The sequence below is a fragment of the Undibacterium sp. TC4M20W genome (genome assembly GCF_049340245.1).
Lineage (GTDB): Bacteria > Pseudomonadota > Gammaproteobacteria > Burkholderiales > Burkholderiaceae_D > Undibacterium.
This window is the reverse complement of record NZ_JBMPPI010000004.1, coordinates 134,353-147,738: the sequence shown is the minus strand read 5'-3', so window position 1 is coordinate 147,738 and position 13,386 is coordinate 134,353. Positions and strand designations below refer to the sequence as shown.

General features: G+C 53.3%; 12 protein-coding genes. 4 read left to right on the top strand and 8 right to left on the bottom strand.

Annotated features, from left to right (window positions below; genetic code table 11):
• Window positions 1-3: 3 nt before the first annotated feature.
• Together ACO0LL_RS06900 and ACO0LL_RS06895 are read right to left on the bottom strand one after the other, a co-directional pair.
• Window positions 4-957 carry a hypothetical protein gene (locus tag ACO0LL_RS06900; protein ID WP_422950148.1) on the bottom strand — a complete coding sequence of 318 codons (954 nt, stop codon included), beginning with the start codon at window positions 955-957 and terminating at the stop codon, window positions 4-6.
• Window positions 958-968: 11 nt separating this feature from the next.
• Entirely contained in the window at window positions 969-1,388 is a 420-nt protein-coding gene (locus tag ACO0LL_RS06895; RefSeq protein ID WP_422950147.1) for a hypothetical protein, read from the bottom strand.
• 290 nt (window positions 1,389-1,678) lie between these two features.
• On the opposite strand from ACO0LL_RS06895, the gene ACO0LL_RS06890 reads away from it, so the two are divergent.
• The gene (locus ACO0LL_RS06890; RefSeq protein WP_422950146.1) at window positions 1,679-2,614 is read left to right on the top strand and encodes a hypothetical protein; all 936 of its coding nucleotides are present in this window, start codon (window positions 1,679-1,681) and stop codon (window positions 2,612-2,614) included.
• Window positions 2,615-2,765: 151 nt separating this feature from the next.
• Here the strand turns inward: ACO0LL_RS06890 and ACO0LL_RS06885 are convergent, their stop codons facing one another.
• Both ACO0LL_RS06885 and ACO0LL_RS06880 read right to left on the bottom strand, forming a co-directional pair.
• Window positions 2,766-3,656, bottom strand: coding sequence for a PhaM family polyhydroxyalkanoate granule multifunctional regulatory protein (locus tag ACO0LL_RS06885; protein ID WP_422950145.1), 891 nt, complete (start codon window positions 3,654-3,656; stop codon window positions 2,766-2,768).
• A 33-nt stretch (window positions 3,657-3,689) separates the two neighbouring features.
• Window positions 3,690-4,940 carry a branched-chain amino acid ABC transporter substrate-binding protein gene (locus tag ACO0LL_RS06880; protein WP_422950355.1) on the bottom strand — a complete coding sequence of 417 codons (1,251 nt, stop codon included), beginning with the start codon at window positions 4,938-4,940 and terminating at the stop codon, window positions 3,690-3,692.
• 173 nt (window positions 4,941-5,113) lie between these two features.
• Between ACO0LL_RS06880 and ACO0LL_RS06875 the strand changes: the two genes are divergently transcribed.
• On the top strand, window positions 5,114-6,250 hold the full coding sequence (locus tag ACO0LL_RS06875) for a DUF3108 domain-containing protein (RefSeq protein ID WP_422950144.1): 1,137 nt from the start codon (window positions 5,114-5,116) through the stop codon (window positions 6,248-6,250).
• Window positions 6,251-6,252: 2 nt separating this feature from the next.
• A complete protein-coding gene (locus ACO0LL_RS06870) occupies window positions 6,253-7,011 on the top strand; it encodes a DUF3108 domain-containing protein (protein ID WP_422950143.1) in 759 nt (252 codons plus the stop codon).
• A gap of 15 nt (window positions 7,012-7,026) precedes the next feature.
• Here the strand turns inward: ACO0LL_RS06870 and ACO0LL_RS06865 are convergent, their stop codons facing one another.
• The 3 genes from ACO0LL_RS06865 to queC form a co-directional block, all read right to left on the bottom strand.
• Window positions 7,027-8,469 (bottom strand): protein kinase domain-containing protein, encoded by a 1,443-nt coding sequence (locus tag ACO0LL_RS06865; protein WP_422950142.1) that lies wholly within the window; start codon window positions 8,467-8,469, stop codon window positions 7,027-7,029.
• Between the two features lie 12 nt (window positions 8,470-8,481).
• Window positions 8,482-9,225 (bottom strand): metallophosphoesterase family protein, encoded by a 744-nt coding sequence (locus tag ACO0LL_RS06860; protein WP_422950141.1) that lies wholly within the window; start codon window positions 9,223-9,225, stop codon window positions 8,482-8,484.
• Window positions 9,226-9,296: 71 nt separating this feature from the next.
• A complete protein-coding gene (queC, locus tag ACO0LL_RS06855) occupies window positions 9,297-10,019 on the bottom strand; it encodes a 7-cyano-7-deazaguanine synthase QueC (protein WP_422950140.1) in 723 nt (240 codons plus the stop codon).
• A 154-nt stretch (window positions 10,020-10,173) separates the two neighbouring features.
• On the opposite strand from queC, the gene ACO0LL_RS06850 reads away from it, so the two are divergent.
• Entirely contained in the window at window positions 10,174-11,457 is a 1,284-nt protein-coding gene (locus ACO0LL_RS06850; protein WP_422950139.1) for a lipopolysaccharide biosynthesis protein, read from the top strand.
• Here the strand turns inward: ACO0LL_RS06850 and ACO0LL_RS06845 are convergent.
• Entirely contained in the window at window positions 11,426-13,381 is a 1,956-nt protein-coding gene (locus ACO0LL_RS06845) for a serine aminopeptidase domain-containing protein (protein ID WP_422950138.1), read from the bottom strand. The genes ACO0LL_RS06850 and ACO0LL_RS06845 overlap by 32 nt on opposite strands.
• Between the last annotated feature and the right edge of the window lie 5 nt (window positions 13,382-13,386).

Here is a 13,386-nt window from a genome sequence, read left to right as displayed (position 1 = left end):
AACTCAGACTTTACAGGAAGATGATTCCCTTTTCAGCGCGGGGCTGGAAGTAAGGGCGACCAGCCTGGATGAAGGTGTATCAGCCACAAGCAGCAAACCGGCTGCATCATCACCGGATTTCTTATCGACCTTGTTTTTTAGTTCCGCTTGATCCAGATGCACTTTCCCCTCATTGATGTTGAGCTGGTATTTTGGATCAGTTGCGGTAGCAATGGACAGATTTGCTTCGCCCTTGGCAAGGCTGGTGCCACGGTAAGCACAGCCTTCAAACAAGCTCTTTGAGCCGACTTTTTCAGCAATCTTTTTCTCACTGCCATCATCATTCACATGGGTCGATGCTTTGACTTCCATATTGCGCATCAAGTCATGAGAAGAAGAAGCTACGGCCTTGAATACTTCGGTCAGTGAACCGGTTTTTTCATAGATAGCCTCAAATACTGCCTTGGGTTTGCCATTGATATGGGTAACCTCAGGGTTTTTCAATATCGTGGGCAGTTCTACCAGACCGAGGGTACGGTCGGCGCCGGCATAGCCACTGAGTGTCATTACTTCACCCTTGGTGGCGGCAGTAAAGCGTGCCGAGGCATCAGCCCAGCGGCCATCCGTTGCCGCAAACATGAACTGGTTGGCCGGATGATCGCGCTTGCTCAGGACTTCATCGACTGACTTGCAGTTATGCGCTTTCGCGACCGCCTCAAGATAGTCTTCCGATTGCAAAAAAGCCGCTACCGGTGTTTTGTTAATCGCCCGTATATCCTCTTTATTGGCGACCATGAGTTCGACCAGGTCATTACTGGAAATATCTTTGTGCACCATGCCGCCATACAGCAGGGTGACTTGCCCATCAGAATAGATCGACACCTGGTTGGCAAGATCCTTCAATGAATCCGGCGTGCGGTAATCCTCGGGATGATCTTGCAGTAGTGCCATGGCTTGCTGATGACTGAGACCTGACATAAGCCCTCCGTCTAAAAGTCGAATTCTGCAATGTGGGCAGAATAGGCAGGCGACAAGGAACCATCGCGGTAGGCACGCAAGGCATCTTTGAGGTCTGCCATGAAAGCTGTGCGGTTTGCTTCAAACTCTGCCTTGGCGTCTGCTTCAGGCTCACGCATGCCCAGCCAGCTCCAGCTGGTTTTCCACTTATTGTCTGGCAGGTCATGCCCTTCGCTACGCAGACGCAGGCTATACAGATTACCGTTCCAGAAATAGCTGAAGTTTTTGTGTGATGGCTGTTCACGGTCATAGGTCATATAGCGCAGATAGATATTACGCTCGCGGTCTATCACCCACCTCGACGCTGTCGCCATGGGAAACTGCTTGTCAATTTCGCGCAAATCAAAAGCCACGATATCCGCTTCGGGGATTCTCTCATAGACAAAGGCCACTGCCGGTTCTCCTGATGTTTCAGTTAAGCAAATGAATAAAAATGCGTTCCAGTGCTATCACGATGTAGCGACTATTTTCACCGTTAAGCTAATAACAAAATCCCGAGCACGATGCAAATCTGCTTACATATTGTTGCGCTTTAATATAAAACACACAATTACTTGATTGACACGCTTACACCTGTCATGCACCATCCATTTACTTTAATGCATCATGCGCCCATATACGACAGCCTATTTGGGAACAGGCATAGCTTGACCAATTTCAACAACCTTCATCCAGCGACCACATGAAAAGCTTACCTTCCCTGAAAACTCTCAGCCTGCTCGCCGCCAGTCTCGCGTGTATCACGGCCCCTGCTATGGCTGCAGACTACAGTCCTTTTCCCAAAGCCGGCGTCTATGATGCCAGCGACAATGGCTTTGAACGTCTGTTGACGGTGAAGCCTGATGGCAAATTCACGCTGGAAGTGGCAGAAAAAGGCAAACCCGGTAATTTGCGCAGCGGTGCGGGCGAAGGAAAACTGACGGATGCCCCGGGTGGCTGGAGCTACGCTGAAGGGCGTTGCAATATGACCCTGAAACGCGCTGCGGGCGGCATGCAATTGCATGTGGAAACTTGCGCCAGTGCCTGGGGCGATGTGCCATTCGATGGAAAATACAAATATCAGGGTGAAGAAGTTGCCGCAGCACCCGTCAAGGCTGCACCTGCAGCAGTTGCCGCAGCTAAAGCCGCTGCGCCTGCAGCCGCAATTGCGCCTGTGGCGGCAGTTCCACCTGCTGCCCCGGCAGGCAACGGCTTGCCATCGCGCAAGGAGCTTAAGGACATCTGGTCTGGAATAAGTGTAGCTAGTATTGGCAACAAACACATACTCGTCGCCGTCAAATCCATAGAAAATAAATCCGGTGTCCCAAATCCTATTGAGCAATTTTCCAGAGCTGCGTTTGTTATCGATACAAATATCCGGTATGAAGAAATGTCAGCAGCTGAGCTCGCAAAATTCCCCTTGCAGTTGATAGACATCCCATTGCCTGCTGTTGGTGCTAAAGAAGGTTTGGAATTTAAAAGCGATTGCGTCTATGGCAAATCAGATAAAGTGATCGTCATCAACAGGACCGGCCATCCGACCATCAAACGCCTGTCTGCCTGGATGATGGATAATAATTTGAAGGTAGTAGAAATCAAGCAAATCAACAAGGTTAACTGCGCTTCTCCGTTCTATTGAAATTCCAGTCAGAAATCAGGGTCCGGCATATTTTGGCATAAGCCTTGTCAACCCGGCCCAGTCTGTCAGCGTAATAAAGTCACAGTCAGGGCGCATGCCCGCCCATCAAACCTGCCGGTGCTGATCATTCAGCATCGGCATTCTGATTATTTCATTTATCCTTACTTGTTTTGCTAGCCCTGACGGCAGGTTTAGCCGTTGGCTTGGTGGCAGCCTTGCTACCTGCCTTGATTAACGTCTTGCCAGTTGCGGCAGTTTTGGTTTTACTTGCTGGTTTCGCTGCTGCTGGCCTTGACGCAGGTTTGGCTGCTGGCTTGCTGCCAGTTTTCTTTGCCGCTGTCTTTTTTTCTGGCACTTCTACTGTTGCGCCTGCCACCTCAGCCTGTTGCCCTTCCATTGCCTTGCTGACTGCTTGCTTGAACTGCTCTTGCAGTAGCCCCCACCAGGCAGCAGGATTGACGAATGGGGTACTGGTATCTGTTGTCTCTGCAGCTTTTGCAGCTTTTGCAGACCCCGCAGATTGAGCATTCTCGTCTGCCGGCACGTCAACCTCCACAGAATTTGCACCAGCTTCTGGTGGCATGTCAGCACTATCTTCTTCAACTTCTTCATCTGGATCAGGTTCTGCGACCTTTGTCTTGGCAGCATTGGGATGCATGGGCCAGTCGGCATTGCTGCCTGGATTGCCCACTCCTGTTGTTCCTGTTGTGGCCGCAGCTGTAGCCGACACGGCCTGCTCTGCCATCGCACCAGCCTGTTGTGCATGCTGTGCGAAACTCTCGCCCAATGATTGCAAGGCAGCCAGGGTAGCGCGCTGGACTTCCAGCGCCTGTATGGTGCCGCGCAGCATGTTCATGTTGACGGTCAGCCAGGATTCCACCGTCTTCAAATCCTGAATTTTCTTGTCCAGCTCATCGACTGACATAGGCGGTGCCACCATGCCGGGTACCTGCATATTGCCCCAGAGTTTTTTGACGAAAGACAGGGTATCGCCCATGGCATTCATGCCGGGGATTTCAGAACCAGAAAACGGATTACTCATACGACTTCTCCTTCATATTTTCAAGGTTGCAGTTTATTTAATCTTAAGCATCTTGCATGAGCTGGGCAAGGCCGTCAATCGCGCATCAAAATAACGTTCGGTTTTAAAACCATAGCCACTACCCTCATTATCAAAGCGCACGCCGCTTTCGCCCTTTTTTTGCATGACCGAGACATACAGCGGCTGTATCAGTTGATGGTCTTCTGCACGCATGATGGCATCATGGAAGGCATTCTTGTAATGCGCGCCCTCCATGGCATGGGCCACGGCTGCTGCTTCGGTCGTCCTGGCTTTTTCTATGGCGCTAACCAGCATCTCCACCATGAGCTGCATGCGCAGATGGACATAATCGTCGCGCGGGTCGGGATAGCGCTGACGGAATTGCTGATAAAACGCATCGCTGTCAGCCCCACCGGCGTTGGGATGCCATTCCGCCACAGCACGTACCCTGTCTATGCCAGCATCACCCAGTGCCGCCGGTGCACCCAGGCCATTGCCATAGAAGGTATAGAACTTGGTCACCATGCCCGCCTCCTTGGCCGCCTTGACCAGCAGGGTCAGATCATTGCCCCAGTTACCGGTGATGACGGCATCGGCACCGCTGGCCTTGATCTTGGCCATATACGGCGCAAAGTCCTTGATCTTGCCTATCGGATGCAGGTCTTCGCCAACAATCGCAATATCCGATCTTTTTTCTGCCAGCATGGTACGTGCTGATTTATTGACCTGGCGGCCAAAACTATAGTCCTGGCCTATCAGATAAATCTTTTTGGCACGGCTGTCAGCCTTGATGACTTCAGTCAGCGCATGCATGCGCATGTCGGCATGGGCATCGAAACGGAAATGCCAGTAACTGCACTTTTCATTGGTCAGCGCCGGATCGACCGCAGAATAGTTAAAAAAGAGCAGACGATTATCCGGTGTACGCTGATTATGTTTGTTGATGGCATCCACCAGTGCCAGGGCAACGGCAGAACTATTCCCTTGCACAAGAAAGGGAATATGCTGATCTGTTACATGTTTAAGTGCAGTCAGGGAATCTTCTACTCCCTGTTTGTTATCAAAACTGCTTAATTGCAGGGGATGGGAACCATCAGGCAGGCGCACGCCGCCACGGGCATTGACTCTTTCTATGGCGATCTGCAAGTTTCTTTGCACGGCCTCACCGGCATTGCTGAAAGCGCCGCTGAGGCCGTCTATCATGCCTATGCGTATTGGAACAAGAGCGGAGCCGGGCTTGGTGTTTCCGGGATTTTGCGGCGTCACCGCCTGGACATTCTGCATCAGACATAGTGCCAGCAGTACGGGAGAATATCGTTTCAAATAGCTAATTATTGTCATCGGCATCAGATTAATCCTGGCATATCCAGCATGATTGCTGCAAAAAATGCCATTTTACTCCCTGGCAAAATTCCTCAGGTCATCCAAAATTTATCTACTGCGTTTACACTAGCAGGATGAATGCTACCGCCCCTCAATTTGATACCATGTTGTTGACCCGCCAGAATATGCTGTTTTTGACGCTGGCGGTATTGCTGCACCTGTTTGTCTTGTATGGTCTGGACAGGGACGTGATGCCAGACAAGCCACGCTTGCAGGAAAACCCCATCGCAGTGCAATTGCGGGACATTCCCGAACAGACGGAGCAAAAAAACGTCAGCCCCGCCCCGAAACCAGGTCCACAAGCAGCGCCGGAAGCAAAACCGCCTGCTGCGGTGAAAAAGACGGTGGCGCCTTTGATCAGCCCTGAGCCGGACCCCGCCCCCGCGCCTGAACCAGCTCCCCTAGCACCTGTTGAAGTCAAGGATAATACGCCTGTACCGGCAGCAGAGACCAAGCCTGAAGTCAAGGCAGAGGAGGCCAGCGGCACGCCTGGCCAGGACAGCAGCAATACCGAGGGGCCGCAAACCTATCCTGTGCGTGCGCCCCAGACTGGCACGATCAGCATGCGCATCGTGCGTACTGAACCTAACCGCAGCCCGGTCTATGGCGATGGCGAGATTAACTGGGAGTTCAAGACTGGCCGCTACAAGATGAGCATCAATGCCACGCTGGATTTGTTATTGACCTCCATCAACCTGTACCAGATGCACAGCGAAGGCCTGATTGATACGTATGGCATCACGCCTGCGACCAGTTCAGAAAAACGGCGCAACCGCAGTGAGACGGCGACTCATTTTGACCATCAGAAAAAATCTGTCAGTTTTTCTTCTTCAAATAAAACGACAGAAATAAAAGATGGCGCCCAGGACAAGGCCAGCTTCCTCATGCAACTGGCTGGCATAGGCTATGCCGACCCTGAGAAGTTCCAGCCTGGCCGTGAAATCCGGCTGCAAGTCGCTGAAGAAAGGGATGTCACCACCTTTGTCTTTATTGTGACTGCGTATGAAGAAGTCGAGACCAAGGCAGGCAAGTTCATGGCCTGGCATATAGTGCGCCCGCCCTTGCCTGGTTCTTACAATTCCAAGCTCGAAGTCTGGCTGTCACCCGACCAGCACTGGTATCCGGTGCAAATACGCAATACGGAAAGTAATGGTGCCGTGACTACCCAGACCGCGACCAAAATCATCAGCATCACCAATATGGAAAGATAGCCATGCGCACCGCAAGCACCCCGCTTTTCACTCTATTTCTTACCCTGCTGCTGGCATCAGGCCTGAACAGCCCTGTCATGGCGCAGGGACATGAAACTGCCACCAAATATGCGACGAAGCTACCACCGTCGGTTGAGCTGCAATACAGCATCAAGGCCAAACAAAGCGGCTTGCCGCTGAGTGGTTCAGCCTCTGTCAAATGGCAAACCGGCGACCACAAATACAGCATCATCACAGAAACCCATGCCATGCTGGTCGGCAAAATACTCGATGCAAGCAGCGTGGGGAATATCGATGATTTTGGCCTGGCACCCGACAAGTTTGTCGAAAAACGCTTTCGTAAACCCGCCACCACGACCAGTTTTGAGCGCGACAGCAAGACCCTGCGCTTCAGTGCCTCCACTGAAACCTATGTCCTCAAAGGTGGTGAGCAGGACAGGACCAGCGCCAGCTGGCAGTTGATTGCCATCGCCCGCGCCGCTGGCGATGCTTTCAAGGCAGGCACGGAATGGAAGATGCTGGTGGCTGGCCGCCGCGATGCCGACCCCTGGACTTTCAAAGTCGTCGGGCCGGAAAACATCAAGACCCCGATGGGCGACATGCTCGCCATCCATGTCAGCAAGGCACCACCTGCTGATTCCAAGGACCAGCAACTGGATTTATGGCTGGCACCCAGTCTGGAATGGTATCCGGTAAGGCTGAAGTTCAGCGATGCGGATGGGGATTATGTCGATCAGGTGCTGGAAAGCCTGAAAAAATAAGGCCGGGCTGCATGACTATTTTTCATGTGCCTTGACAACCGTAACCGTACATTCTGCCTCGGCCACGACCTGGGCAGAAACACTGCCGAGATAGCGGCGCAAGGCAGAACTGCCACGTGAACCTATGATGATGTGATCAACCCGGTTGCTATGGGCATAATCGATGATGGCACTGGCCGGGTCGGATGCCTCCAGCACATGAAAGGTAATCTTGTCGGGGTTCAAATTCAGCGGCCTGGCCCAGTGCTTGAGATCGACCAGTTGTTTGACATGGATGTTCTCACCCTGCTGTATCAGGCTTTCATCCATGCCTATGCGGCTGACCTTGCGTATGGTCAGACAGGCCAGGCGGGCACCAGGTTCGGTTTGCAACATGCGGCGCGTGATATTGCGCAGGCTGGCTGCCAGTGCTTCTGAACCACCAGTCAAATCCAGCGCAGCGACGATGATGGGCGCGCGGGATAATTGATCTGCTGCGCTTTGCAACAAAGCTGGCTCTGCCCCGGCTGCCTGAAAACGCCGTTTGAGTACCGACAGATAACCATCCTGGCCCTGCTTGTCAGCACGCGCCGTTAATTGCAACTGATCTGGATGCTGCAATAAAAAAGCTAGTTGGGCAGCCGTATCAAAGCGCGCTTGCGGCTCCACTTCCAGACAGCGCAAAATAATTTCCTGCAGCCATGGCGGTATCTCACTGCGATGGCTGCGCGGTGGCAAAGGGTCACGGTACAGGCGTTTTTTTAAACCGGATACTGAAGTCGGATGACCAAAGGGCCGCTGCCCGGTTGCCAGGTGATACAGCAAGACCCCAAGAGAAAACAGATCGCTGCGCGGTTCATTGCGTACACCCATGACCTGCTCAGGTGAAATATACGGGCCTGTGCCCATGGGCAGGCGGAATTCTTCATCCAGCAAATCGGGCAACCTGTCATGCCGCGACAGGCCAAAATCGATGAGCACTGCCGTACCATCGGGGCGGAACATGATATTGCTGGGCTTGATGTCGAGATGAATCACATGCTGCTTGTGCAGATCCTGCAGGGCATGCGCGACCCTGATGCCAATATCGACCACTTCGGCCAGTGGCAAAGGCGCGTCTTCAAACCGGCTGCGCAAGGATGTACCGGCAATCTGCTCCATGACGATATACGGCTGGGCATCAAAATCACCAGCCCCAAAATAACGCGGCACATGCCTGCCCTTGAGCTTGGGCATGATCATTTGCTCGACTTCAAAGGCGACGATGGCGGTTGGGTCGTCTGTTGAAAACAGCAGGGGCACTTTCATGATCAGCGGGCTTTGCTCTCCTTCATCGTCACCCGGTGTCGATGAGTGGCGATTACGCAGGTCGGTGACACGCCACAGGGCAGCCATGCCGCCGGTATGCAATTTCTCTTCGAGGCGGTAGCCGTCGAATTCCATACCGCTTTGCAGCTTCTGGTGAGGGTAAGCGCTCATCTACACCCTGGCTTAATTACCATGCAGCAGCCTGTGCCCCAAGGCTGGTGGCAGACCGGCCGCAATGATTTTCTGGCAAGCGGTTTCGGTATCGTAAGGGACGCGATAATAAGTCAGCTCCTGATTATCGGTATCAAAAGTCGCATAACAGGCCGCCGGGTTGCCATCGCGCGGTTGCCCAGCCGAACCGGGGATGACCAGCCAGCGCCTTTGCCTGCTCAGTGGTATGCCTTCTTCTGGTACGGGAGTAAATTCACCGGTCTTGCCAGTCAGGCTGATATGGAACAGGGTAGGCATATGCACATGCCCGCAAAAGGTGATACTGGCCTTGGTCGCATGCATGCTGCGCGTGGCTTCCATGACGCCATCGATGTATTCCCATTTCTCCGGTGCCCAGGCATTCGCGTGGACGAACAGCAGGTCTTCCCACTCTATGCGGTAAGGCAGTCTGGCGATGAAGTCGAGTTGCCCGGCATTGAGCTGGGCGCGTGTCCAATCGACCACCTTTCTGGCAGTCGGATTCATGCCCTGGCGGTCGCCCTGCAACAGACCGGCATCGTGGTTGCCTATCAGCGCCCAGGCCCCCTGGCTGACGTATTCCATCACTTTATCCAGTACCCAGCATGGATCAGCGCCGTAACCGACCAGGTCGCCGAGGAAAGCATAGCGCGTTGCCTTGCGCTGTTGCGCATGTGCCAGGCAAGCCTGCAGTGCTTCACGGTTGGCATGCAGGTCGGTGATGATGGCAATCAGCATTGATGGGCTTCATTCATGGTGTGTGCGCTTATTCTAGTCCGGCAAGTTAACGGCAAGCTTACAAGCTGACATTACAAATCAAAGTTACCGCTGCGATAAAATTCATAACCACGGGCGCGCAAGGCACAGGCCGGGCAAGTACCGCAACCATGGCCCCATGGGTGCATGTCGCCACGCTGCCCCAGGTAACAGGTGTGCGTGTCTTCGCGTATCAGATCAACCAAAGCATTGCCACCGAGTTGTTCTGCCAGTTGCCAGGTCTGGGCCTTGTTGATCCACATCAGCGGGGTTTCCAGCTTCAGGCGGGTATTCATGCCGAGGTTCAATGCCACTTGCAGGGCTTTCATGGTGTCATCGCGGCAGTCAGGGTAACCGGAAAAATCGGTTTCACACATGCCACCGACCAGCACATTCAGACCACGGCGATAAGCCAGTGTGGCTGCGGTCATCATGAACATCAGGTTGCGGCCAGGGACAAAGGTATTCGGCAAGCCATTTTCCTGCATTTCTATGGCGATGTCTTCTGTCATGGCCGTATGCGAAAGCTGGGAAATCAGACCCAGGTCTATCATGTGATCTTCACCGAGGCGGTTTTGCCATTCGGGTGAAAACTGGCGCATTTTTTCTATCAGCACCGGCCTGACGCTCAGTTCTATGGCATGGCGCTGACCATAGTCAAAGCCAATAGTCTCAACGTGGGCATAGCGGGAAAGTGCCCAGGCGAGGCAGGTGGCAGAATCCTGGCCGCCACTGAACAACACCAGTGCCCGGTCTTTAGTGGTTAAATTATTCATAAATGACGAAAAATAAAGGTAAAGCTATTGTAAAAGAATGAAATACTTTGTGTATCAGCCAGTCTTGATGTTATGTTTCTGATGCAAAATATGCTGAGGTCAGCCCACGCACTGCAATCCCGCATCATAAGCCAGGACTCTCTCGTGCAAGCTCATGAGTTTTTATAAAAAATTTCTTTCTTCTTCCATCTTATCGGTCATCGACCAGGGCATGCTCAGCGCCCTGAATTTCGTTATTGGCATTTTGCTCATGAATCTGGTGGCCAAGGACGACTATGGCCTGTATGGGCAATTGTACGCCGGTGGTTTGCTGGTCGGCCTGATTGTTGATTCCTGGATAGCCGGCCCGCTGACCACGGTCGCACCATCGGTCCACGGCGACACCCGTAAATCCCTGTTGCGGCACTACTGGTATAAACAGGTGTTCTGGACCCTGGCGATGGGCTCGCTGGCTTTCGTGATTGTGGAATTCGTCCCGGCGGCAACCCATTACAGCAACAAGAGCTGGCTGCTGGGCGTGGTATTTGCGACTTACCTGGTTGGCAATGGCATACGTGAATATGGCCGCACGGTGGGCTTCATACAGTCCGATATTATTTCTGTATTGCGGCAAGATATTTTATATGTGGGCCTGGTCGGCATAGGCCTGGCGTCACTGTATTTCAGCAAGCATTTTGACCTGGTCACGGTATTTGTGCTGCTGGCTGCCTCGTCCTTCCTGTGCACGCTGGCCAGCCGCCAGCATTTTCTCGCGCATACTTCCACCGATGTCGAAGCCCATGCGGAAGAAGAAATCCGCCAGGCTATCAATGACCATCAGGAAACCATCTCAGGCCATGGGCGTTGGGCGGTGTCTGGCGTCATCGTCGGCTGGTTGTCGAATTACAGTTATGTGTATCTGTCCGGTGCCTGGCTGGGAGTGGCGGCAATTGCCGACCTGAATGCCTCACGCCTGATGCTGATGCCCATACCGCTGGCGGTGGCAGCGTGGTCAAGGGTAGCCAGGCCGGAAGCCAGCCGTCTGATGGCAGAAAAAGACTGGCATGGCTTGAAGCGCCTGACCCTGTTCTCCATCGCCGGGATAGAACTGGTGGTACTGGCCTATGTTGCCCTGCTCCTGACCGCCTTGCCATGGCTGGAGAGCCACGTTATCAGCGCCAAGTACAGCGGGCTTGATCCTTTGGTCATGATGTGGGGCGCGTATTTTGCCATCAATGCGGCGCGCTGGGTGGGTACCTCCTGGTTATCCAGTGGTGGCGCTTACAAGCAAATGTTTTTTCTCGGCAGCGTGACACTCAGCATGGTGTTACTGATCACCGCCTTCAGTATCCCGCGCATGGGGGCGCAAGGTGCAATTGTTGCCCTGATCGTGGTCGAAATATTTGAACTGATCGTGGTCTGGCGTTTTATTCTGCCACGTCTGCAGAAACAGGCTTAGCCTGGTGGTCTGAACTGGCAATCGCATCAAAACGCTGCTGCGGTGCTACAGATGTGACGATGGCTGTCATGCCATCATGCTGGCGATAACTGTAACGATGCAGCAAATGCCTGCCGATGAAATCGACTAGAGCCAGCTGTGACCAACGTGGCGTAAAGGTATGGTCAGCCCCTTTGAAAAACTTCAGGGAGATACGCTCGCTCTGCCCCAGCAATCTTGCATGCCTGCCAAATTGTTCAGTCATGACATCCACTGCCGTATCACTGGCTTCATAAATCAACAGCAACTCTGTACCCCTGGCTTCGAGATTCTTGAAATTACGCGCCACCTGGCCAAGAAAGAGATTGCTGTGCATCAGACGGGTGCCCAATGATTGCCATTGCGTGTGCAAACGCTTGCCTATGCGGCGTAATAAATTGCCGGTGATCTGGCGAAAATCCACCTGACCTTTAAGTACGCGCTTCCAGGTATCGCCCCTGGCCATGGCATGCACATAATAATGGGTAGATTTGATGGTGGCTTTCTTGCGTGCTTCTATGGTGTCGCCCGCACGCCAGCGATAGGTTAACTGGTTCATGAGCACCAGGCCACTGACACGTTCATCCCTGAGCCCGCTCAAATACGCCATATAGGCACCGGAGCATAAACCTGTCAGTACAAAAGACGGACTATGGTATTTGCCCTGCATGAAATACATGGCGCTACTGAGATCATCAACACTGGATGCGGCATGGACGTCATTTTCCTGATCGTCCGGCGTAGTCCTGCTATACCCTATACCGGATTTGTCAAAACGCAGGACATAAAAGCCCTGGCTGGCCAGACTACGCGCGAGCGTGACATACAGGCGGTGATTGCCGACCCTGTGATTGGCACCGATATTACACAGAATCACGGCGGGCAAGGCAAACGCATCTGCCCCGGTCTGGTGGCTGACTATGCCGGTCATGCCTTCAAACTCGACCAGTTCTTCTTCGACGATGGTATTGGCTATGCGCAGGCTGGCGATATCATTTGACGCGGGGGCATCCCTGCTGCCGACTTCGTGCAGGGGAAAGTAGCGCGCCAGCCAGGTTTGCATCTCTTGCCAGATAGCATGTGGTACTTCGGTATCATGCGCATCTTCACGCATCATCGCAGCATAGCCCGGCAATTCTGACAATTGCAGGGCATGGTCATGATGGTGCCAGGCCTGTACCAGCTTGGTCTCCTGGCCTGTAATATCATCACGTTGCTGCAAAAAGACTGGCATGGCTGGTGCTGGCAGTTTGCTCAAGTCCAGCTTGCCCAGGCTGCTGCGGGTAGCTGCGCTGAATTCATAACCGGTCAGCTCGTCATCCGTAACCACATGATTGGGGTCTATGGTTTGCTCGGTTTCCACGTCTTTTTGCAGCGAGCTCATGCTGCGCAAGACCAGCATTTCACGCGCATAGGCACGACCCGAGATGACCGGTGCCATCAACATGAGGGCCTTGGCATCGATACTGGCTGCGACAGTCGCTGCCAGCAAGCCGCCCAGGCGCAAACCAAACAGGGCAATATGTTCTACACCCGCCATCTGGCGCAATTGGGTAGCAGCCTGGCGTATATTGTTTTGCCACAGCGCTATGCGCTCACCCCCGGCATCAGCAACATCAGCAACATCAGCAACATCAGCAGCATCACCGGTATTGTTATAATCAAAAAAACAGACATCAAAACCGGCTTTTGCCAGATGCGTGGCCAGGTGCTTGTAAGCCAGATAAGACACCATATACTCATGCCCGAAGGGTGGGCAAAGCACCACACCACAGCGGCGGCTACCACCGGCATCGCGTATGCGGGCAGGATGGTACCAGCCCAGCATGGGGGTAGCGGCATCACCAAACCAAAAGGCTTGTGGCGTATATAAAATGTCTTTGCTGGGATACTGTTGTGTTGCCAAATCTG